The sequence below is a fragment of the Synechococcus sp. WH 8016 genome, from assembly GCF_000230675.1.
Taxonomy (GTDB): domain Bacteria; phylum Cyanobacteriota; class Cyanobacteriia; order PCC-6307; family Cyanobiaceae; genus Synechococcus_C.
In genome coordinates this window covers 1-21,382 of the sequence record NZ_AGIK01000003.1, presented here as the reverse complement: position 1 = coordinate 21,382, position 21,382 = coordinate 1, and the positions used below count along the sequence as shown (strand labels likewise).

Sequence of the window (21,382 nt, the reverse complement as noted above, 5' to 3'; positions counted from 1 at the left end):
AGTCCAGCGAGGGGGCTTCAGCTTTTGAGCGGTGCTGGCTTGCTGAGTTCGGCGAGATCGTCCATCACACCATGACTTGCAGCGGAGTGTGCCAAGCGCAGAGCGCTCACTACAGATAGGGCTTTGCTGCTTCCATGACCGATCACGCAAATCCCATTCACCCCAAGCAGAAGCGCGCCGCCGTGTTCCGCGTGGTCGAGCCGTTTTTTGATGCGTTTGAGATTGCTGCGTAGGAAGGCTGAGCCAACTTTGCCGCGGCGTCCCCGCGGTAATTCGGCCCTGAGCACACCGAGCAGAACACTGCCGACGGACTCAAGGAATTTCAGCAGCACATTGCCCGTAAAGCCATCGCAAACCACCACATCAAATTCCCCGGATAAAACATCTCTTCCTTCGCAATTTCCGGCGAAATGAAGACGGGTTTCCTCTTTCAGTAACTCGTGGGTGCGTAGGGCGAGTTCATTGCCTTTGCATTCTTCTTCGCCAATGTTGAGCAAGCCAATTCGAGGGCGATCGACTTGGAGAACGTCGCGCGAATAGATGTTGCCGAGCAACGCAAATTGATGCATATAGGCAGGCTTGCAGTCCATGTTGGCTCCTACATCCAGCACGAGCACCGGTTGGCCGGGGTCTTTGGTGGGAAACAGAGCTCCAATGGCAGGTCGATCGATACCCGCTAATCGACCGAGGCGAAAGATGGCCGAAGCCATCACAGCACCAGAATTTCCTGCGGAGTAAATCGCCAAGGCGTCTCCGCGCTTCACCAGGTCCATGGCGACATTGATGCTGGCATCGCGCTTCCGGCGCACAACCGTGGCTTCTTCGTGCATTTCCACGGAGGGGCCGCTGGGGATCAGCTCCAGGTGCCCTGCATTGATGGCGTTGTTGAGCGGTTCTGTGAGTCCAGAGGCCTCCGCAGCTTCCAGGACACGGTTTGTTTCGCCAACAAAGCGAATCCGCAAGGGCAGCCGATCGATGGCTTGAAGAGAGCCGTCCAGGATCTCCCCAGGGGAATGGTCTCCACCCATGCCATCCACGGCGACCCAAAGGCGATCACGCTCATGGATCAGCCCGTCAGCGCCGACCTCTGAACTTTGCAGGCGGCGTAGGGGGTCCATCACCGGTTGGAGCATCTGTCCCGCCATGCTTCCGGCGTTGGTGACGACGCTCCCTGCCATCGATCCAACCGATTCAGCCACATTGCCCGCGGCGCTGGCAGAGGTGGTAGCGGTATCAACAAGGGTGGTCACGGCGCTATTGCGCCGGTACCAAATCACCAGTCTTCTAACCGCCTTCGATCGGCGTGGTTTGCTCCTGGCTTCGTCGGCCGGGCTGAATTCAGGATCCTTCGGGTGCAACGGAATCGATGATGCGCTGGAACAAGTAACCGGTTCCCCGAGCCGTAAGGATCAGCTCGGGATTGGCCGGATCGTCTTCGAGTTTGGAGCGAAGCCGTGAGATGTGAACATCCACGACCCTCGTGTCCACGTGACGCTCAGGTGTATATCCCCACACATCCTTCAAGATTTCACCGCGGCTGAATGGTTCACCAGAGCGACCCACGAGCAGTTCGAGGAGACTGAACTCCATTCCGGTGAGGCGGATGCGTTCATCCGCACGGAACACCTGACGCTTATTGGTGTCGATGCGGAGATCTGCGACTTGAATCACCCCAGAGTTGGGGATGCCAGCCACCTGTTCTTTCTCAACGCGGCGAAGAACGCAGCGGATTCTTGCTTCTAGCTCTTTAGGACTAAACGGTTTGACGACATAGTCGTCAGCACCGAGCTCAAGGCCAGTAATCCTGTCTGCAACGTCACCCAAGGCGGTGAGCATCACGATCGGAACATCCGACTCCTTGCGCAATTCTTGGCAGACGCCGTAGCCGTCCAGCTTGGGCATCATCACGTCCAAGACCACCAGGTCTGGATTGCACTGTTCAAAGCTTTCGAGAGCTTCAGTGCCGTCGCAGGCGGTTACAACGTTGTAACCAATCATCGACAGACGAGTTTCCAGAATGCGTCGAATACTGGCCTCGTCGTCGACAACGAGAATCGTTTCCTTGCTGGCGGCTGTGGCCGTCATATCCGAACTTATTTCGTACAGGTATTGGCTACAGATAAGTGGACGGAGGCCCCGTTTTTTCACCGAAAGCCAACTTTCTTCATAGTTCGACGTGTCCCGACCCGCTTCAATCTTCGTTTGCCAGAGCTGTGGTGCCCAGACTCGACAGTTTTTTGGCCGCTGCAGCAGTTGCGGCAGCTGGAATTCTTTGGTTGAGCAAACAGCTCCGAAACCCGACGGCCGGCGCAGACGCGCGCCCGCCGAGTCAGCAGCAGCTCCAGTGGCGCGACGTTCCACCGCCATGTCTGATCTGGGTGATCGCCCGATTCAGCGGCTTGAGAGCGGTTATCCAGAATTGGATCGCGTCTTGGGCGGTGGCGTCGTCCCCGGCTCGCTCGTGCTCGTGGGGGGTGACCCAGGGATCGGCAAAAGCACGCTGCTGCTGCAAAGCGCATCGGTCATGGCGAACCGGCTGTCCGTTTTGTATGTGAGTGCTGAGGAATCAGCCCAGCAAGTGAAGTTGCGCTGGTTGCGTTTGGGTGGAGAGAGCGAGGGGCTTCAACTGCTTGCCGAGACAGACCTGGAGTTGGTGTTGGAAGAGCTTGAGGCTCTGCGGCCCGATGTGGCGATCATCGACAGCATTCAGGCCCTGCATGACGCCAACCTGTCGAGTGCTCCAGGGTCGGTTGCTCAAGTGAGGGAATGCGCCGCGTCTCTGCAGCGATTGGCCAAGCGCCAGAACACAGCTTTGCTGCTTGTCGGCCATGTGACCAAGGAGGGCATGTTGGCAGGGCCGAAGGTCCTAGAGCACTTGGTCGACGCCGTGCTCACGTTTGAGGGGGATCGTTTTGCCAGTCATCGACTTCTGCGTGCCGTAAAAAATCGCTTTGGTGCCACCCATGAACTGGGTGTGTTCGAAATGCAGGGCCAAGGTCTTGTTGAGGTCAACAATCCGAGTGAGTTGTTCCTGAGTGGAGATGAGGCCAGCGGTGTCGCCACGATCGTGGCCTGTGAGGGCACCAGGCCTCTTGTGGTGGATCTTCAGGCCTTGGTCAGCACCACGAGCTATGCGAGTCCAAGACGGACGGCTACAGGGATTGCCGTGAATCGATTGCATCAGATCCTTGCGGTGCTCGAAAAGCACATGGGCCTGCCCCTCTCACGTTTCGACTGCTACCTAGCTGTAGCGGGTGGTCTTGATGTGGAGGAGCCTGCGGCTGATTTGGGCGTGGCTGCAGCTGTTGTGGCGAGTTATCGCGATCTCATCTTGCCGGCAGGGACCGTCCTGCTGGGTGAACTTGGCCTTGGTGGTCAGCTCAGGCCTGTTGGGCAGTTGGAGTTGCGCTTGCAAGAGGCTGTCCGTCTTGGATTCAGACGAGCCGTGGTTCCCAAAGGCTGTGGACTCGCCAAAGGGCAGGCCAGCGTGGATTTGGAGCTGCACCAAGCTGGTTCGATCACGGAAGCGCTGGTTCTTGCCCTTGGCGTTAACCCTGCTGACGACCAAGCATGAGGTTCAGAAGTACACGTCGACGTTGCTGCGGCCAGTTGATTTCAGCCAGTTCTCGATATCGAGATAGCCACCAGGATTCAGCCTGACGGCTTGGGTCCAAACGTCAGCTGCCAGGTCAAACCAGCCATCGGCATCATCACGACGCCCCTCTTCCTCGGCTGTACGACCTCTTTTTTCATAAATCAGACCCATGTTTTTCAGGCATGACGGTTGCTTGGGGTTCTCATCCAAGGCCTTTTGGTAGGTCTCCAGCGCCCGCTCTTCCTCGCCATTGCTCATGTAAATGATGGCGATGTTTTTGAGGGTCTCGCCCCGGTCGATCGCGTTCTCCTCCAGCTTCAGGCTTTCCTCGTAGTTTTCCAAGGCTTCGGCGTAATCGCCGTCGTTCTGGGCGGAGAGGCCGTCGCGGTAGTACACATAAGCTTCTTTGGCACGGGCATTAATCGGCAGTAGCTTCACGATCAGATCGGCCATGACCGTGAAGCTTTTGTCGATAAAGTTGTCGTTTCGATTGCTGCGCGGCACAGGAAGCCAAAAAAGGTGTGTTCCCATCCTGACTGCAATCAGCAGCCCTGCCTAGCGTTCGTTGATGCGTTCTGCAGTTGTGACAAATTCCGCTAGCGCCACAAATTCACCACCCACGATGCTTTTGGACGTGGATGGCATGAAGTGTGGTGGTTGTGTTCGTTCGGTCGAACGCACACTTCTGGATCAACCCGGGGTCTGTGAAGCCAGCGTGAATCTGGTAACCCGCAGCGCTTGGCTTCGTTTTGAAGACGATGCCGTTGCGGATCTTGATGGTGTTGTTGAGGCTTTAACGGCGCGAGGTTTCCGTGCCCAGCCTCGTGAGACCAATGCATTTGGTGCAGCGGTTGAGGCTGATCGCAGTTGGGGGTGGTGGCAGCAGTGGCGTCAGTTAATCGTTGCGCTTGTGCTGCTCGTGTTGTCCGTGGTGGGGCATCTGGCTGAAGCCGGAACCGTCCACGTTCCACCTCTTGGTTCGCTCCCTTTTCACGCCGGCTTGGCCACGGTTGCTTTGGTGGGGCCTGGGCGACCCATTCTCATCGCCGGATGGCGAGCCGCCCGCATGGGGGTGCCGACGATGGACACCCTGGTGAGCCTGGGCGTTGGAAGTGCCTACCTGGCGAGCTTGGTCGCTTTGGCTTGGCCTCAGGTGGGTTGGCCCTGCTTCTTTAACGAGCCGGTCATGCTCCTGGGCTTTGTGTTGCTCGGCCGCTTTCTTGAAGAGCGGGCGCGCCGCCGCACGGGCCGGGCGCTGCAGGACTTAGCGGCTCTCCAGCCTGATGTGGCGCGGCTGTTGATGGACGATGGCACGATCCGTGAGGTGCCTGTTTCGGCGCTTCGGCCAGGAGAGCGTGTTCAGCTTTTGGCCGGCGACCGCGTCCCGGTGGATGGAATCGTGCGTGAGGGGCATTCGGCTGTGGATCTTTCCAGCCTGACGGGTGAACCCTTACCGCTGGATGCTTCTCCAGGCGCTGAGCTCAGTTCCGGCAGCCTCAATCTGGAAGCCACCCTGATGGTTGAGGTGCAGCGGATTGGTCGTGAAACCGCTCTGGCTCGGATCATTGATTTGGTGGAGCAAGCCCAGGCAAGAAAAGCGCCGATTCAGGGGCTTGCCGATCGTGTAGCCGGCCAGTTTTGTTATGCGGTGGTGAGTTTTGCCATTCTCACGTTCCTGTTCTGGTGGCAGGTCGGTTGTCGTCTTTGGCCTCAGGTCCTTGATGTCCCTGTGGCCTTGATGGATCACGGCCATGCGCATGGTCTCCACGGCTCTCTTGGTGCGGGAGCTGAGACGCCTCTTGGTCTCGCTCTCCAACTCTCCATTGCGGTGCTTGTGGTGGCTTGCCCTTGTGCTTTGGGATTAGCCACTCCCACCGTCATCACCGTCTCGTCAGGCTTGGCCGCGAAGCAGGGCTGGTTGTTTCGAGGCGGTGATGTGATCGAGCTGGCAGCCTCCGTGCAGCGCATGGTGTTCGATAAAACAGGCACGCTCACCCTTGGCCGGCCTCTGGTTGATTCGGTGTTGGCGAGCAAGGATCCACCGCAGACGCTTCAGTTGGCGGCCAGCCTTGAGCAGACCAGCCGGCATCCACTCGCCCATGCGCTGTTGCAGGAGGCACAGCGGCTTCAGTTGCCTCTTCTAGGGGTTGAGTCCAGCCGCACCACTCCGGGTGCGGGGATGGAAGGTCGTTTGCAGGGAGTGGAAGGTCTGGTCCGCGTTGGTTCTCCCGAATGGCTGCGGGATCAAGGGGTGTCCTGGACGGAGCAACAGCAACAAACCCTCGATTCGGCTGTCCAGCGTGGGCAGTCGTTAGTGGCTGTTGCTTTGGCTGAAAATCCACTGGGTCTCGTCACCGTCGACGATCGACTTCGCCCGGATGCATCGCTCGCTATCCAGCGCTTACGAGATCAGGGCCAGTCCGTCGCGATGCTGAGTGGAGACCGTCGCCAGACCGTGGAACGGGTGGGACGTGAGCTTGGCTTTGCAGACGCTGATCTGGCTTGGCAGCTCTTGCCGCATCAAAAGCTTGAACGGCTTGAGCTTTTGAGAGACCAGGGTGCTGTGGCGATGGTGGGTGACGGAATCAACGATGCCCCCGCTTTGGCGGCAGCCGACCTCGGCATCGCCGTCGGCACAGGCACGCAAATCGCTCAGGACACGGCTGATCTTGTGCTGCTTGGTGACCGGCTTGAAGCGGTGCCAGAGGCCCTTTGCTTGGCGAAGCGAACGATGTCCAAGATCCGTCAGAACTTGATTTGGGCTTTTGGTTACAACCTCATTGCCCTGCCGATTGCTGCTGGTGTGCTTCTGCCCGGCTTTGGACTTCTCCTGTCCCCGCCCTTAGCAGCGTTGCTTATGGCATTCAGCTCGGTGTCAGTTGTGCTGAATGCCCTCAGCCTGCGGCTTCGTTAACCATGGGCAGGAGCAAGGGACGACTGCTGGTGCTGGAGGGCATTGATGGTTGTGGCAAAACCACCCAGCTTCAGCAGCTATCGAGTTGGCTCCCGACGAGCGGACTGATGCCCGCGGGGTCTCAGCTGATTGTCACTCGAGAACCGGGAGGAACGGCCTTGGGGACAAGCCTGCGTGAGCTTCTGCTCCACCCCCCTCAAGATGCTGACCCGGGGCCAACAGCAGAGTTGTTGATGTATGCAGCGGATCGTGCTCAGCATGTGGACCGAGTGATTCAGCCTGCTTTGGAGAGGGGTGATTGGGTGCTCAGTGATCGGTTCACGGGATCGACGATGGCGTACCAGGGATATGGACGAAGTCTCGACCGTGTGCTTATCACTGAGCTTGAACGCATTGCCACGCGAGGGCTCAGCCCCGACATGACGATCTGGCTTGATCTCCCTTTGGAATTGAGCGTTCAGCGCCGCGGAAGTCGTGAGGAAGATCGAATGGAAGCGGAAGGTTTTGCTTTCTTAGAGCGCGTTGCCAAGGGTTTCTCTGATTTGGCTAAGACGCGAGGCTGGGTGTCGGTTGTGGCTGACCGTCCGCGTCTGGAGGTTGCGGAGGCGATTCAAACGGCCTTGCTCACCCGGGCGGCAGCTTGGCAGTCATGAGCCAGTTGTTGCGCGAAGAGCAGGATCTGTTTGCTGATTTGGTGGGCCAGCCTCTAGCTGAGACCCTTTTAAGGGCAGCTCTGCAGCAAGGCCGCCTCGCTCCTGCCTATCTTTTCGCTGGTCCAGAAGGCGTAGGCCGTCGCCTGGCTGTTTTGAGATTCCTCGAGGGTGTGCTCAGTGAAGGCCAGTGCAATCCGCGCCAGCGGCGTCGCTTGGCAGAGCGCAACCACCCTGATCTCCTCTGGGTCGAACCCAGCTACAGCCATCAGGGACGTTTGCTCTCCCGCTCTGAAGCTGAAGAGGCCGGCGTGAGTCGGCGAACCCCTCCCCTTGTGAGGTTGGATCAGATTCGCGACATCAGTCGTTTTTTGTCACGGCAACCGCTGGAGTCGTCGCGAGGTCTTGTTGTGCTTGAGGAGCCTGAAGCGATGGCGGAAGCCGCCGCGAATGCTCTGCTCAAAACGCTTGAGGAACCAGGCCATGGAGTGTTGATTTTGTTGTCAGCGGCTCCCGAACGGTTGCTCTCCACGATTCGATCCCGCTGTCAGTTGATTCGATTGATCCAGCTAAGTGTGGAAGACATGCAGTCCGTGCTCCAACGTTTGCCCGCTGAGGTCGACCAAGAGTCTGCAAAGCAAGCGCTCATGCAGCCTGAGTTGGTTGCAATGGCTGGGGGCTCTCCAGGCGCGCTATTGGGTCATGTCAAGCAGTGGTCCAGGGTTTCTGCCGATTTGATGGGACGTTTGCACGCCTTGCCAACCCAGCCGATTGAAGCCCTCGGCCTCGCTCGTGATCTCACTGAGGCCCTTGATGGTGAGCAACAGCTTTGGCTCATCAATTGGCTACAACAGCACCATTGGAGGGAGCAAAAGAACGAGCAAATTCTCAGAAAACTCGAGAAATTACGCGTTCAATTGCTTTCGTTTGTGCAACCCAGATTGGCCTGGGAAGTGACGTTTCTGGATTTGATGGGGCTCTAAGCGCTCAAGATCAAGCGGTTGCCCGATTCGTGGCTTCAGCTTTTTGCTCTCGATCTTGGCGCGCTTGAGCGAGCACATCTTGCAGTCCATCGAGTTGAGACCCGGTGGGCAGTTCAAGGCAGTACCCAGCTCCATAAACCGTTTTGATAAAACGGGGCTTGCGTGGGTCTGGTTCTAATTTGGTGCGTAGGTGACGGACGTGAACGCGAATTGTTTCGATATCGTCATCTGGCTCATAACCCCAAACCTCTTTGAGGATGAGAGAGGGAGCAACCGTTTGACCATGACGTTGGAGCAGGCAATGAAGAAGCTCGAATTCCAGGTGGGTGAGGCGGACGGGATGATCGAACCAAATGGCCTCAAAACGTTCTGGTACCAGGGTTAGCGGTCCATAACTAAGAATTTCGTGATGATTCCCGGATGTTCCGATAGGAGCTCTGTTGCTACGCCTCAGAAGTGCTTTCACGCGTGCTTGAAGCTCTTCGAGGTCGAAGGGTTTTGTGAGGTAATCATCAGCTCCTGAATTGAATCCGCTCACCTTGTCTTTCGTGCCACCTAAAGCTGTCAACATCAGGATTGGAATGGAAGCTGTTCTTTCATCTCTGCGCAGTCGTTGGCAGAGCGTGAGACCGTCCACATTGGGCAGCATTAAATCGAGAAGGATTAAATCAGGGGTGTATTGCAGTGCGAGAGCCTGACCCTTAATACCGTCGTCGGCGCGTTGAACATCAAAACCACTGTGCTCTAAGTGGCCGCCTACCAGTTCGCTCATGTCCCGGTCGTCTTCGATCAGCAGGATGGAAGGCTTCATCTAAATGCTGGCGAAAAAACAGTTGGACGAGGTAAGGCCGCGTCATTAAGGAGTAATTCTCTCAAGATCAACCAGTTTCTGCAGAATTCCGGTGCTTGCCTTCATGGTTGGCGTGCCCCTGGAAAATGAATGCCTGACTGGGTTTTGCTGGAGTAACGCGGAGATTGACGCCTGCGGCTCTACAGGAAATCTTCTGATTTGGAGGACGTTGGGTGGCAGTTTTTTTCTGAATGAAGAAAAACCATTGCTACCTAGACAAAAAAATGTCACCACCGTGAAGGTGATGACATTGGTTTGAAACTCCCCGGGCGGGATTCGAACCTGCGACCAATCGATTAACAGTCGACCGCTCTACCGCTGAGCTACCGAGGATTGAGACCAGGAGACCTTAACTGCCAGGCCCTGACTTAGGCAAGTGCCTTGAGTGTGCGGCGTAAGGCGAGGCCTTTTCCCCAGGGACCAATCCTGCCCTTTTCCATCAGTGCTGCGCCGTCAGCATGGTCCAGTTCATCCAGTCGATGCGTGATCCAAAGAGCTGTGAGTGGATTGAGTGAGCGGTGACAAAGCTGTTGAACGGTTGCCAGGACCGAGCTTTGGCTGGATGGGTCTAAAAGGGCTGTGGGCTCATCAAGCAGCAGAAGTTTGGCTTCGCTGGCTAGAGCACCAGCAATCGCTAGGCGCTGTTTTTGGCCTCCACTCAAGGTGTGAATTTGCCGGCCAGCCATACCGGCGAGCCCAACCTGTTCGAGCAGGTGGGCGATCCGCTTTCGTTTGAGGGCCGGGGTAAGCGTGGGGGGAAGGTTAAGGAGAAGATCGCTGCCGCAACTGGGAAGTAGCAGTTGATGGTCGGGATTTTGGAACACCAAGGCTGTTTGGACGTTGCAGTCCATTCGTCCTGACTGAGGTTGGATCAATCCTCCGATCATGCGAAAGAGAGTGCTCTTTCCGCTGCCGTTGCTCCCTACAAGCATCCAAAGGCCTGGCCCTGGAACGCTGAAGCTGCAGCGGTCCAGAGCGTGGGTGCCAGAGGGCCAGCAAAAACTCACGCTTTCAAACTGAAGAACCCGCTCGTTGGTGTCCGTTCCCACAGGGATTTAGCTGTCGAGTGAAAAGCCTGGGCGTTTGCTCCCCCCGGATGCTGCTGTCTTCTCGTAAATCCGAACCGCTAAAACGTCGCTCGTTAGAACGCTGAGTCGTTTGCCTTCTACTTTTTCGCAGGTCATTTCAAGCAAGCGTGGCTGTCCCTGCTCAAGGGCTTGCCGAACCTGCTGATACACAGATTCGGCATCTCCCGATTCCTTGCGTTGAACAGAGATAGGCATCGGGCTCATGCGAAGAGCTAATTCGACGACGTACACAGATAAAAGAGTGTTTGTGATTCCATTCTCCTCACTAGGAGCTGGAAACGGAGGCTTGAGTATTTTCACTCATCTATGGGTTTCTCGGCTGTGTAGCCCCTGCAAAAAGAGCCAAGGCCTCTAGGCTCACAAACGTAAAGCTTCATGAAGCTCTCTCATGACGATCGCTGCAGGTCGCATGCCGCAGCGGGGATGGTTCGACGTCCTCGATGACTGGCTCAAACGCGACCGATTTGTGTTTGTCGGCTGGTCCGGCATTCTCCTTCTTCCCACGGCCTACCTTTCGATTGGTGGCTGGTTAACGGGAACCACCTTTGTAACTTCCTGGTACACCCACGGCATTGCGTCGTCGTACCTCGAGGGTTGCAACTTTCTCACCGCTGCTGTGTCCACCCCCGCTGATGCGATGGGTCACAGCCTTCTCTTGCTCTGGGGCCCAGAAGCCCAGGGTGACTTCGTCCGCTGGTGTCAGCTCGGAGGCCTTTGGGCTTTCGTTGCTCTCCACGGCGCCTTTGCACTGATCGGCTTCATGCTGCGTCAGTTCGAAATTGCTCGTTTGGTCGGCATTCGTCCTTACAACGCCATCGCCTTCTCCGGTCCGATTGCGGTGTTCGTCAGTGTCTTCCTGATGTACCCCTTGGGACAGAGCAGCTGGTTCTTTGCACCCTCCTTTGGTGTGGCTGCAATTTTCCGCTTCCTGTTGTTCCTCCAGGGCTTCCATAACTGGACCCTGAATCCTTTCCACATGATGGGAGTGGCCGGCATTCTTGGCGGTGCACTGCTTTGCGCTATTCACGGCGCAACCGTGGAAAACACTCTTTTTGAGGATGGTGAACAGTCGAACACCTTTAAGGCGTTCGAACCCACCCAAGAAGAAGAGACCTATTCCATGGTCACCGCCAACCGTTTCTGGAGCCAAATCTTCGGAATTGCGTTCTCCAACAAGCGTTGGCTGCACTTCTTCATGCTGTTTGTGCCTGTGATGGGCCTGTGGACCAGCTCCATCGGCATCATTGGCCTTGCCCTCAACTTGCGTGCCTATGACTTCGTGTCACAGGAAATCCGCGCTGCTGAGGATCCTGAATTTGAGACCTTCTACACGAAGAACATTCTTCTGAATGAAGGCCTGCGTGCCTGGATGGCACCGGCTGACCAGCCGCACGAAAACTTCGTCTTCCCTGAAGAGGTTCTGCCCCGTGGAAACGCTCTCTGATTAAGTCGAAAAATTCGATTGTTTTTCTGATCACTTCAAGCGCTCAATTAATTGAGCGCTTTTTTGTTGTCTTCGTTAAAGGTCTCTTTCTTACTGTCGCTGAGTTGGCCATTAAAGTTTCTCAAAACTGATTAAGCCCTCATCTCTTCGTTGCTTTCTGGGCGTGCTTATGGATTTTTTGAGGCCCTATGGAGAATATTCAGTTAGGATGGGTGAGTACAGTTCGCAGCTTTGTGGCAGTTTTTTAGTGCTTCTAGCGCTGATTTCCTTCCGAATGCATTGCCGGCGATCACTTATCCCTTCAGGAGGAGGTGTCCATGAGTTCTAGTTCTTTGATTCAGGGTCTGCTGATCGTGGAGAAGGCCGTCTGATTACGGCGTCTAGTTCCTAGATCAATCGGTTCCGCGACAGAGCGGACCCGGCGAGAGCCCCTCAATGAGTGATTTAATCATTCATTGAGGGGCATCGTTTTGGGTTGACAAATTAATAATTAACTGGTCAAGCTCTTTCTCTAACTTTTTTGATTGCGATTTATGTTTTTGCATTAGGACAACGCCATCATTGATTGAATAAACGGAGTAAATGCTTCTGTTTTTCTGTAACTTAGATAAGCTCTTGTTGAGCATTTTCCGATCTCGTGGGAACGCAGATGCGAAATGGCTTAAATCCTTAAGGTCGACGGCAATCCAGTCCACTGATTTTTGAATGCCGGATTCGTCTTGAAAATTAAGTGAGTGGGGGAATCTTACAAGCACAGAGCGATTGGCTAGCCATGGGACGAGATTGGTGTTTGCGCTAACAGATGCTTGAGCCGGGATCTCCTTTATTGACGCGCGTGCAGATTGTCCATGCTTCCACTGCTGAACAGGGTTGTTGTAAAGCCAAGGTTGAATGCTATCGGGGATTAAAAATGAAAAACTACGATTTTGGTTTCCTGCGATTGCGAAAAGTAAGGATAGAACCATGCATCCAGTCCAGATTTGTCGAAATCGTTTTGACGAGAAGATCTTTTCTCTAGATCGCCACCAATAGATTGATCCTCCGAAAAGTCCTGGAACGACCAAAAATGTATATCGTATGTTGATAGAGAGTGGATCATTGCTGCCTTTTGCAAGTAGTAAGCCCAGTAGTGGAAATCCCATCATTAGCCAAGCATCAGTTGCAATCAATGGGATAAACAGAAGCGGGAGCCCTTGTCCGGCGAGGTACAACAGAGTGTCTCCTGGCGGACTCACTAGCTCGCGAAGCAAAGTGATGGGTTGGCGCAATACCTGGCCCAAGATGTCAAGGCTTGTGGCACGATCAACGCCGGGCGCAAACTGTCCAAAATTGGAAACCATGAATCTGCGCGCATTGTCATCGCCGAACATCGGCATTAAGACGTTGGTAACAATGACAACCCAGCTCACTCCGACCAAAAACATTGCTGTAGCGAGGGGCCGGCGTTGAGGTTGTTTTACTCCTAGCCAAAGAGCAATTCCTGCTAGAACAACGCCTGTATCTTCTCTGACTAATGGAATTAAGACAGTGCATATGAGCGTTAGTAATTTGTTGTGTGTTCTCAATCCATAGAGAAGAGCAAATACAAGCAGTGGTAGTTGGCAGAGATCGGTAAAGTTTGCAAGTGTTGGAGCGATGACGGCATTGGCAAAGTAGAAAGAAAATGTTATTTTTGCAGATAGTGATGGGCTGAGCTCAAGAGCTGCAAGCTTGTATAAAACGATTCCAGCGGCTGTAATCATTCCCACCTGAATGATTGGTAAACCCCAGATGCCAAGTAGGCCAATCAGTGGGATCCAGGTCACCAAAATGGGAGTGAAATGCTGACTTAGGCGCTGGTATCCAAGAGCTGGAAATTCCCCGCTATGGATCACGTTGGTGGATAGCTGTGATGAAAGCGTGCTTTCGAATGGATGACCGCTGAGCCCGTTCCACAAAATTTGAAAAAATATCCCTTGGTCGTAGCTTGCGTTCAAGCTCATGAGTCGCCACCACTGGAGTGTGATTGCGACAACGGCAAAAATCACTGCGGCTAAAGCAGCTTGCTTTTGGGGAGAGATCCTCTGCATTACAAATGGCCTAGCAAGCGAAGAGGTTGCTTGTGCGCCTACTCTTGCATCATCTCCAACCCTTGCTTAAGCCTTGATCGACCACGTATCGAGCCCTCGCATCATTCGAACCCCTTGGGGCGATCTGTCTCCAAAGGTTGATGTGTTCCCTCTTGTCTATCTTTTGCTTTTATATGGGGTCATTTACTTTCTTCCTTTTGGGGCTTTTGATGCTTGGCGTAAGGGAGAAGATGGTCTGGTTGAATGGTTACAATTTCTAGGTTATTTTTTTGCCGGTATTTCCGCTTTAGTTGTTATTTGGAAGGGAAGAATAACGAGTCATCCTCTTCAATTGTTTTGGTGGGTTTTGATTGCAATTTTTTGTCTTTACGTAGCGGGTGAGGAGATTAGCTGGGCAGAGCGCTTGACCGGATTTGGTATTGGTGCGTTGCGAGACATGAATGCTCAGGGTGAATCAAACTTGCATAATTTAGAAGGTGTTCAAAATTATCTTCATTTTTCATATATCGCTTCGGGATTATTTTTTGGATGGTTCGGTTGGCGATTCTTCCCCTCAATTGACGCATTCCCTGCTAAGCGCTTCAGCCTATTCTTTTTATTTGTGGCTGCTTTTTATGCTTATTGGGACCTGTCTTGGATTACGCTTGGTGATCGTATAAGGAATGATCAAGAAGCTATAGAATTATTGATGTCTCTTGGATTGTTTCTGCATTGTTTTGGTCATGCTAAGTCCTTGTTAACATCAGGACGTTTGCCTAATTCTTCTCGCCGTTGATTTGATTTTCAACGCTTTTGATGGCCGGGATGATGCTGTTTTTGAGACCTATTGGCCCTCTTGGGTCGAAACAAGTGGTTCTAGATAGATCGCGAAGTGCAACCAGTAAATTTATTTTCTCTCTGCCTTTTGATTCTTTTAGGTAAGTATCTGCTAGCCATGCAGCTTTGCATGATTTCCAGTCAGCAAGAAGTACAACAAGGTGATAGGCTCTCGCCCAGTTTTCTTCTGCATCTAACGCTTCAAGTTGTGTGAACCATCTGGCAGCATTTTCTGGCCTGTTTTGTAGCACTCCTAAAAGGGCAAGACTCCAAAGTGCGTCTGGATTATGGTTATTCTCTTTTAGTTTTTTCAGCGCCCAAGATTTAACTCGATCTTGATATTTAAAATCTGGATCAAGAAGATGTTGCACTTCTATTTCTTTGAAAATTGAATCTAGACTTCCTGGCCCAGATTCGAGGCTGCGTGCTAGTGATATAAATCGGTAGTCAAATGTTGTTGGCTTTTCTGCTGAATCTTTGCGTTTCCATAGTTCAACCTCGCGACCTTCAGTCCACCCCCAAGACTCTATTAATTCAAATCTCGGGTCTTTGCGTACCTTCCGGCCAAGTTTTCTGGCGGATTTTCGCGATGTCCCTTGATCACCCGTTGCAAGAATCCACCAGTTTGATTGATCCAATGCCATATCTTTTTGTCCAGGACTTCTGCCTAGACGACGAGCTTGGATGTCACGCCCATTGATTTGGCCGAGATAGCTCAAGGTTTGCTCGTTGAGGTTGCGATCACTGGATGTTATGAACACAGTCGTTGGCAATCCTTTCACTCTTTTATTAATGCTGTTTAAAGCATGAATGGCAGGTGAGCCTGCCTTTTTATCAATATCGCTCCAGCGCTGTTTGATGCTTAGTGTTGCTGATAATACGAGAATGGAGCAAAAAGCAATCAAGCTGTTTCTTTTGCCGGCTTTTTGGCTAGCAAAATTAATTAATACTAGCCACCCTTTTGCAAGGATTAATATGAGCAATGGAAGCACTGGAGCGATATATCTTGCGTCTTTGTTTGGACTTAGTGTTATGCAGATCCAGCCACTAAGAGTCACTCCAATCACCCAAGGCCAGCCATCAGCAAGGTTTAAAACCGGATGTTTGAATTCTCTTGTTAATCTAGTTTTGTTTTTCCATGCTAATAGGCCTAATCCCGCCAGCCCAAGTGTCAATACCAGTACACCTAGTTGGTTCGGCATAAGCTTTGGATACCAGATCCAGCTCTGCAGATTGAGGATTCCGGGATCCCCCTCCTCTGCTCCTGAGACCAATACAGCCCGCTGTGTTCCTCCAATGGTTGTGATCCAATTGTGATGAAGCCATGGCAACAACATGGAGATAACCACCGAGATCCCTGCGATGGTTTGACTTCGTCGCTTCTTGATCGAAAACGCCTGCCAGGCCGCCCAAAGCGACGGCATCGCTAGAACGAGTAATGAGCTCTGCTTGATAAGCAATGCTCCTCCGATTGAGACTGCTGCGGCAAAGGCCTGTTTCCAAGTTCCTCCCTCTGGAGAATTGCTTTGCCAGAGAAACAGAAGCCAGAGCGCAAGACTACTGCTTGTTGCTACAGCAAGATCGAGGCTAAATTCAACCCTGTGTTCCGCCATCGCTGGAGACAAGGCCAGCAATATTGCGGCAAGTAGACCAAGCTTCGTGCCACCCAGAGCACGACCCCACTGGGCCACAATTATCAGTAGTAACCCATGCCAAAGACTTAAGACCCAGCTCGCTTCGTCTGCGGCTTCTCCTGTGAAAGCCATCATGCTTCCGCTGATGAGTGCCGATAGGGGGGGGATTTTTGGAGACAAGTCCAGAAGTGCTTGCCATCCATTCCATTCTCTAGGGGGTAGAAGTCCTAGTCCCCTTCCGTGTTCCAAGGCACTGCTGAGATATTCCGCTTGATCCCAGGAGGGAAGTCTCTGATCATGAAACAACCAGGCTCTGTCGAACCAAGTGCTCAGTAGCCAGATCAGCAGTAGCGCACCCCACCAGAGCCAATTACTGAATGGGTGTTTTATGTAGTTTTTGACTGATTTTAACAAGTTTTTCGGCGACGCCATAAACGTGTGTGCAGGAAAAGTCCGATAGCGATTAAGAACTCGTAGATCTCTTGGTGATTTGCCACCGTAATTGGGCAAATACCATCCTCTCTGCAAAATTCAAAACTTATATACCAGATTGCTGGTATGAGGAAGTAAAGAGAGAGTTTTTTGTCAGGGAAAAGAGGTGAGTTTTTGATGATCCACGATCCGAGTCCCAGTAGGAGCCCTAAGGCCGCCCAGCCAAGATGGAGAAATCCTTTGAGCTGAAAAGCTCCAATGTTATGGAGATTAGTTTCCCCTTGAGTGTTAATTGCTTGTATAGACTCGATTCCGTAGCCATGTAGACGTTCCCCCCAGCTAATTTCTTCGGCAATGAAAATCACAAAAAATACTGTATAAAAAATCCAAACCAGTCGTTCTGTTAATGAAAGATGAGATTGTTTCAGGATGTTTATTGTATTGAACGCTGAGAAGCAGAGTAGTGCGACACTGCTCCACTCCATCAAGCCATCCTCATTTTGAATCCATCCGAATATTCCAAAAGGGAGCCATTTTATTAATGTGTATATAATTATCAACAAGTAAATTGGCCTTATGTCTAAATTCTTTCGAAGCTTCAGGAATTTTCTCTTGGACATGGTTCGTCTGAATGTGCGGAAGAGGGAAGACTGGTCAAGTAAGCTTGGTCTCTTGACTTTGGGGATTGATGCTATTTTTGATAAACCGTGCAGAAGCTGACCACCAAAAATATAGCCATGTAGTGATTCCGAGGAATTTAACTCCTTCTTCGAAAAGCTGTAGTGACGCATAATTTATAGGTGTTATGTCGACAATATCGCGTTGAAATTTATCGGTAAGCACCGACAAAGCCAATAGAGTGGCTGCCAGGATGAACACCTCTCCACCATTCTTTACCAGCTGATCTCGGAACTTGAAAACAATGAGAAATGCAAATATCGCATAAACTACATACAGGAAAGTTTGACCAATGTATCTGTCGTGTAGCAAGAACATATCATCTATACAAAGTATGAATGAAAACCAGCCCCCGCAAAGCAGCATCTTCTTTAATTTGTGCTGGTTGTGTGTTGGCGTGGCGTATGCGCTAAAGAGCGCGATTGCTGCTGTTGCAATCCAGAGAAGGTAGCCCAGGTTTGATATCAGACCAACTCCAAGCAGAGAGTCGCAAGTTTGAGCCAGATCTCTGATGACCAGAATTCCCTTGATTCCTGCCAATGCGCTAAGGCTGATTGCCAAGACGTACACCAGAAGACCGGGAAGTACTGCAATGCTTAATGCCTTGCGGAGATTGCTGAGCTTTGTTTGAACCATTTGGCTGTCCATCTCAGCTCCATTATTACGTCACGACTGTATTGGCTATTAATTGGCTTGCTCAGGCGCTTTCTGCTGTTGATGCTTTTTTAAAAGGTGATATGGGTCGGTTTTGAGGGGGTGTCATTGTTGGATAAGCATTTATTGGTCGAGATCTTGACGTAACTTTATTGGACACCCCACAGAAGAAAGTTGTCTCTAGCGGTTTTAATCCGTCTATATTATCAAGTCCTCTGCAATTCTGGCCTTCTAAAACCTACTGGTCTTAACAGAAATCGCAGTAAAGCTGATAAATTATTGTTGCGCTTGTGCTTTTTAGTTGCTTTTTTGAGGAAATGTAAATTGGAGTCAGCTTGTTATTTGAAGCTTTCTAGTCAAATTAAATTCTAATCACTCTGCTGTGGGGATTTGAATAAAGTCTGCTTTTTGTCGTTATGCCGGTGATTCGGATTGGCGTGGCTGCCAGTCAAGGTTTTGTGAGGAGATTGCCTCTCAGTCTTTGGTGGATTCTCTGTGATTGGAGCCACTCTTTTGACTCCATGATGTAGTAGCTCTGGAAAAGCAAGTCATGGGCCAGGTGTTGTGGAGAGTGACGTGTATGCAGTGGCTCAATGTGCTCAATATTGCGAGCTTTGGCGTATATGTTTGTGGTGATACACATCTGGCAAATTTAGTATCAAGTGCTACTTAAACTGGTCTTAATGTGCCCTTTGATGCAATCCAGGGTCTTTTCTGTCACAGCGATAATTGCGTTGAATATTGCTGTACGTAATTTGTACAGGACGCCATGCGTCTCGATACCTCAATTTTTTGGTGTGAGGACCGAAAATGAAACTTTTCCATCAACTGCTGGTGGCCCCAGCCGCCCTGGGCCTTTTGGCTCCTGTGGCCGCGAATGCCACTGAGCTGAACATCAACGGTGTTTCTGACTACGCCGCCACTGGCGAGCAAGTCACCAGCATCACTCAGTTTTCCGACGTTTACCCAACCGACTGGGCTTATCAGGCTCTTAGTAACCTGATCGAGCGCTACGGCTGTGTGGCTGGTTACCCCAACGGCACCTATCGCGGTAACAGGGCCATGACCCGCTATGAAGCGGCTGCTCTGTTGAACGCTTGTCTTGACCGCGTCACCGAAGTGACCGACGAGCTGAAGCGCCTGATGAAAGAGTTCGAAAAGGAACTCGCCATCCTCAAGGGCCGTGTTGACGGTTTGGAAGCTCGCGTTGGCGAACTGGAAGCCACTCAGTTCTCCACCACCACCAAACTGAAGGGACAAGCCACCTTCGTGATCGGTGCTAACAGCTTCGGTGGTAATGCCGAGCAAGGTGCTGCCGATCTTTTCCTTGGAACACCTTCTACAGATGCCTTTGGCTTTACTGATGGGGGCATCGGTACCAAGCGTGCCACTGCAGCTGCTGCAACTTCAGGAGCTACGTCCTTCAACTATGACCTGCGTCTCTTCCTAGATACAAGCTTCACCGGAAAGGATTTGCTGCGCACCATGTTGCGTGCAGGTAACTTCGGCAACTCTGCCTTCGGTGGCGGTGAGTATGTCGGTTTGACTGGTCTTGAAACTGCCTTTGAAGAGCCCTCTGGTGCAAACAGCGTTGCTGTAAACCGCCTTTGGTATCAGTTCCCCATTGGTGACAGCTTCACCGCAACCGTTGGTGGACTTGTTCGTCAGGACGACATGCTGGCTGTATGGCCAAGTGCATATCCTGCTGACACCGTTCTCGACTTCTTCACCTACGCCGGTGCACCTGCGACTTACAACCTCGGCCTAGGCCAAGGTGCTGGTATCTCTTGGGAATCTGATGATTTCAGCGTTAGTGCTAATTACCTGAGCACAAACGGTTTCCTGTCAGATCCAAATGCTGGTGGTATTGCTACTGACGGAGCTGGTTCAAACGGTACCGTTCAGATTGCTTACGCACCTGAAAACTGGGGTTTAGCTGCTGCTTACAACTACACCTCTCAAAACGCTGGCACTCTTTACGGCGGAAATGGAACACCTCTTGCGGTTCTTGCAACCGGAGATGGTAACAATTCCTCCTTCGGCCTGAGTGCTTGGTGGTCTCCTGAAGAAGCTGGTTGGATTCCTAGCGTTAGTGCTGGTTACGGCTTCAACAGCATCACAAATGATGACTCCAATATTTACCGGTCTGTTGATACTCAGTCTTGGTACGTGGGTCTTCAGTGGGCTGATGCCTTCATTAAGGGCAACACTCTGGGTATGGCCGTTGGTCAACCCACGTTTGTTACTGGCATCGACTACAGAGATGCTGCAGAAGACGCAGGCTTCTCTGACTTCGTTGCTGACGGCAACTACGCTTGGGAGTGGTGGTACCAGTTCCAAGTTACAGACAACATCTCTGTGACTCCAGCGATCTACTACCTCAGCCGTCCCTATGGCGATCTGACTGATGGCCGTGGAAACGTTGTTGGTGGCGATCGTTCTAACGACACCTTCAACAACTTCGGCGGTCTCCTGAAGACCACCTTCAAGTTCTGATCCCTTACTTGAATAAGCGCTCATCTAGAGCACTTATTCAACAGATCTAAATCATTAATCGCCCCCTGGATGACATTTAGTCCTCCAGGGGGCTTTTTATTTTCTGATTGTTGAGTAATTGCCGTTTCGATTTGAAATGCGCTTGTTCTCTTGACATTGCTTTTATCGAATTTCGACAAGCAGGTCTGCTCTTGCCTCTTGGGTCAATTGATCAACTGTCATGCACTCGTGCTGTCTGCTGAGCGTGTGCAAGGTGTCTTTTTTTAAGGCTGGGATTGGAGAGTGAAGCGCTTCATGGATCAATGAAGCCAGGGATGCATGACGGTGTGCCATTCCCTCGTCTGGTACGCAAGGAATGGGCTTCCCTGCCACTTGGTATCAAATTACACACGACGCCATGCGTCTCGATACCTCAATTTTTTGGTGTGAGGACCGAAAATGAAACTTTTCCATCAACTGCTGGTGGCCCCAGCCGCCCTGGGCCTTTTGGCTCCTGTGGCCGCGAATGCCACTGAGCTGAACATCAACGGTGTGTCTGACTACGCTGCCACTGGCGAGCAAGTCACCAGCATCACTCAGTTTTCCGACGTTTACCCAACCGATTGGGCTTATCAGGCTCTTAGCAACCTGATCGAGCGCTACGGCTGTGTGGCTGGTTACCCCAACGGCACCTACCGCGGTAACAGGGCGATGACCCGCTTTGAAGCGGCTGCTCTGTTGAACGCTTGTCTCGACCGCGTCACTGAAGTGACCGACGAGCTCAAGCGCTTGATGAAAGAGTTCGAAAAAGAACTCGCCATCCTCAAGGGCCGTGTTGACGGTTTGGAAGCTCGCGTTGGCGAACTGGAAGCAACTCAGTTCTCCACCACCACCAAGCTGAAGGGTCAAGCCACCTTCGTGATCGGTGCTAACAGCTTCGGTGGTAACGCTGATCAGCTCAATGGTGCGAAGCGTGCTGCTGCTGCTGCCGCTCAGTCTGGTGCTGTGAGTTTCAACTACGACCTCCAGATAACTCTCGACACGAGCTTTACCGGTAAGGATCTTTTCCGCACCATGCTCCGTGCCGGGAACTTCGGTAA

General features: G+C 52.3%; 19 protein-coding genes and 1 tRNA gene. 9 read left to right on the top strand and 11 right to left on the bottom strand.

The genetic code is table 11. The features are described 5' to 3' along the window. Positions 1 to 17 precede the first annotated feature (17 nt). A complete protein-coding gene (gene plsX / locus SYN8016DRAFT_RS08625) occupies positions 18 to 1,358 on the bottom strand; it encodes a phosphate acyltransferase PlsX (RefSeq protein WP_038014213.1) in 1,341 nt (446 codons plus the stop codon). Continuing rightward, entirely contained in the window at positions 1,339 to 2,085 is a 747-nt protein-coding gene (gene rpaB / locus SYN8016DRAFT_RS08620; RefSeq protein WP_011620489.1) for a response regulator transcription factor RpaB, read from the bottom strand. Before rpaB ends, plsX begins: the two co-directional genes overlap by 20 nt. A gap of 91 nt (positions 2,086 to 2,176) precedes the next feature. Here rpaB and radA point away from each other — a divergent pair, with 91 nt between their 5' ends. Further along, on the top strand, positions 2,177 to 3,574 hold the full coding sequence (radA, locus tag SYN8016DRAFT_RS08615; protein ID WP_038014211.1) for a DNA repair protein RadA: 1,398 nt from the start codon (positions 2,177 to 2,179) through the stop codon (positions 3,572 to 3,574). Positions 3,575 to 3,577: 3 nt separating this feature from the next. On the opposite strand, the gene SYN8016DRAFT_RS08610 is transcribed toward radA, so the two are convergent. Beyond that, positions 3,578 to 4,126 carry a photosystem I assembly protein Ycf3 gene (locus tag SYN8016DRAFT_RS08610; protein ID WP_006853973.1) on the bottom strand — a complete coding sequence of 183 codons (549 nt, stop codon included), beginning with the start codon at positions 4,124 to 4,126 and terminating at the stop codon, positions 3,578 to 3,580. A 37-nt stretch (positions 4,127 to 4,163) separates the two neighbouring features. Between SYN8016DRAFT_RS08610 and SYN8016DRAFT_RS08605 the strand changes: the two genes are divergently transcribed. Genes SYN8016DRAFT_RS08605 through SYN8016DRAFT_RS08595 form a run of 3 tightly spaced genes read left to right on the top strand, consistent with a single transcriptional unit; the run spans position 4,164 to position 8,142 of the window. Then, positions 4,164 to 6,509: a cation-translocating P-type ATPase gene (locus tag SYN8016DRAFT_RS08605; protein WP_050802728.1), complete on the top strand. Its 2,346-nt coding sequence runs from the start codon at positions 4,164 to 4,166 to the stop codon at positions 6,507 to 6,509. Between the two features lie 2 nt (positions 6,510 to 6,511). After that, positions 6,512 to 7,162 (top strand): dTMP kinase, encoded by a 651-nt coding sequence (gene tmk / locus SYN8016DRAFT_RS08600; protein WP_006853971.1) that lies wholly within the window; start codon positions 6,512 to 6,514, stop codon positions 7,160 to 7,162. Next, a complete protein-coding gene (locus SYN8016DRAFT_RS08595) occupies positions 7,159 to 8,142 on the top strand; it encodes a DNA polymerase III subunit delta' (protein ID WP_006853970.1) in 984 nt (327 codons plus the stop codon). Before tmk ends, SYN8016DRAFT_RS08595 begins: the two co-directional genes overlap by 4 nt. A gap of 10 nt (positions 8,143 to 8,152) precedes the next feature. On the opposite strand, the gene SYN8016DRAFT_RS08590 is transcribed toward SYN8016DRAFT_RS08595, so the two are convergent. Then, positions 8,153 to 8,953: a response regulator transcription factor gene (locus SYN8016DRAFT_RS08590; protein ID WP_006853969.1), complete on the bottom strand. Its 801-nt coding sequence runs from the start codon at positions 8,951 to 8,953 to the stop codon at positions 8,153 to 8,155. Between the two features lie 91 nt (positions 8,954 to 9,044). Here SYN8016DRAFT_RS08590 and SYN8016DRAFT_RS15360 point away from each other — a divergent pair, with 91 nt between their 5' ends. Beyond that, positions 9,045 to 9,251 (top strand): hypothetical protein, encoded by a 207-nt coding sequence (locus SYN8016DRAFT_RS15360; RefSeq protein ID WP_038014207.1) that lies wholly within the window; start codon positions 9,045 to 9,047, stop codon positions 9,249 to 9,251. Between the two features lie 2 nt (positions 9,252 to 9,253). On the opposite strand, the gene SYN8016DRAFT_RS08580 is transcribed toward SYN8016DRAFT_RS15360, so the two are convergent. From SYN8016DRAFT_RS08580 to SYN8016DRAFT_RS08570, 3 genes are all read right to left on the bottom strand, one after another. Then, positions 9,254 to 9,325, bottom strand: a tRNA-Asn gene (locus tag SYN8016DRAFT_RS08580). 35 nt (positions 9,326 to 9,360) lie between these two features. Further along, on the bottom strand, positions 9,361 to 10,041 hold the full coding sequence (locus SYN8016DRAFT_RS08575; protein WP_006853967.1) for an ABC transporter ATP-binding protein: 681 nt from the start codon (positions 10,039 to 10,041) through the stop codon (positions 9,361 to 9,363). Between the two features lie 6 nt (positions 10,042 to 10,047). Next, complete coding sequence (locus SYN8016DRAFT_RS08570; RefSeq protein WP_038014205.1) at positions 10,048 to 10,311, bottom strand: hypothetical protein; 264 nt, start codon at positions 10,309 to 10,311, stop codon at positions 10,048 to 10,050. Positions 10,312 to 10,468: 157 nt separating this feature from the next. Here SYN8016DRAFT_RS08570 and psbD point away from each other — a divergent pair, with 157 nt between their 5' ends. Further along, positions 10,469 to 11,524 carry a photosystem II D2 protein (photosystem q(a) protein) gene (psbD, locus tag SYN8016DRAFT_RS08565; protein ID WP_006853965.1) on the top strand — a complete coding sequence of 352 codons (1,056 nt, stop codon included), beginning with the start codon at positions 10,469 to 10,471 and terminating at the stop codon, positions 11,522 to 11,524. A gap of 452 nt (positions 11,525 to 11,976) precedes the next feature. Here psbD and SYN8016DRAFT_RS08560 read toward each other — a convergent pair whose 3' ends face one another. After that, complete coding sequence (locus SYN8016DRAFT_RS08560; protein WP_006853964.1) at positions 11,977 to 13,593, bottom strand: DUF2079 domain-containing protein; 1,617 nt, start codon at positions 13,591 to 13,593, stop codon at positions 11,977 to 11,979. 73 nt (positions 13,594 to 13,666) lie between these two features. Here SYN8016DRAFT_RS08560 and SYN8016DRAFT_RS08555 point away from each other — a divergent pair, with 73 nt between their 5' ends. Then, positions 13,667 to 14,368 carry a hypothetical protein gene (locus tag SYN8016DRAFT_RS08555; RefSeq protein WP_006853963.1) on the top strand — a complete coding sequence of 234 codons (702 nt, stop codon included), beginning with the start codon at positions 13,667 to 13,669 and terminating at the stop codon, positions 14,366 to 14,368. On the opposite strand, the gene SYN8016DRAFT_RS08550 is transcribed toward SYN8016DRAFT_RS08555, so the two are convergent. The 3 genes from SYN8016DRAFT_RS08550 to SYN8016DRAFT_RS08540 all read right to left on the bottom strand — a co-directional run bounded on the left by SYN8016DRAFT_RS08550 (position 14,349) and on the right by SYN8016DRAFT_RS08540 (position 17,801). Further along, complete coding sequence (locus tag SYN8016DRAFT_RS08550; protein ID WP_006853962.1) at positions 14,349 to 16,475, bottom strand: glycosyltransferase family 39 protein; 2,127 nt, start codon at positions 16,473 to 16,475, stop codon at positions 14,349 to 14,351. The genes SYN8016DRAFT_RS08555 and SYN8016DRAFT_RS08550 overlap by 20 nt on opposite strands. After that, on the bottom strand, positions 16,451 to 16,960 hold the full coding sequence (locus tag SYN8016DRAFT_RS14270) for a hypothetical protein (protein ID WP_141561454.1): 510 nt from the start codon (positions 16,958 to 16,960) through the stop codon (positions 16,451 to 16,453). The genes SYN8016DRAFT_RS08550 and SYN8016DRAFT_RS14270 overlap by 25 nt, the downstream gene beginning before the upstream one ends. A gap of 169 nt (positions 16,961 to 17,129) precedes the next feature. Then, positions 17,130 to 17,801 carry a hypothetical protein gene (locus tag SYN8016DRAFT_RS08540; RefSeq protein WP_006853960.1) on the bottom strand — a complete coding sequence of 224 codons (672 nt, stop codon included), beginning with the start codon at positions 17,799 to 17,801 and terminating at the stop codon, positions 17,130 to 17,132. A gap of 816 nt (positions 17,802 to 18,617) precedes the next feature. On the opposite strand from SYN8016DRAFT_RS08540, the gene SYN8016DRAFT_RS08535 reads away from it, so the two are divergent. After that, positions 18,618 to 20,303, top strand: coding sequence for an iron uptake porin (locus SYN8016DRAFT_RS08535; RefSeq protein WP_006853958.1), 1,686 nt, complete (start codon positions 18,618 to 18,620; stop codon positions 20,301 to 20,303). Positions 20,304 to 20,741: 438 nt separating this feature from the next. Next, on the top strand, positions 20,742 to 21,382 hold a 641-nt coding region (locus SYN8016DRAFT_RS08530; RefSeq protein ID WP_006853957.1), incomplete at its 3' end, for an iron uptake porin.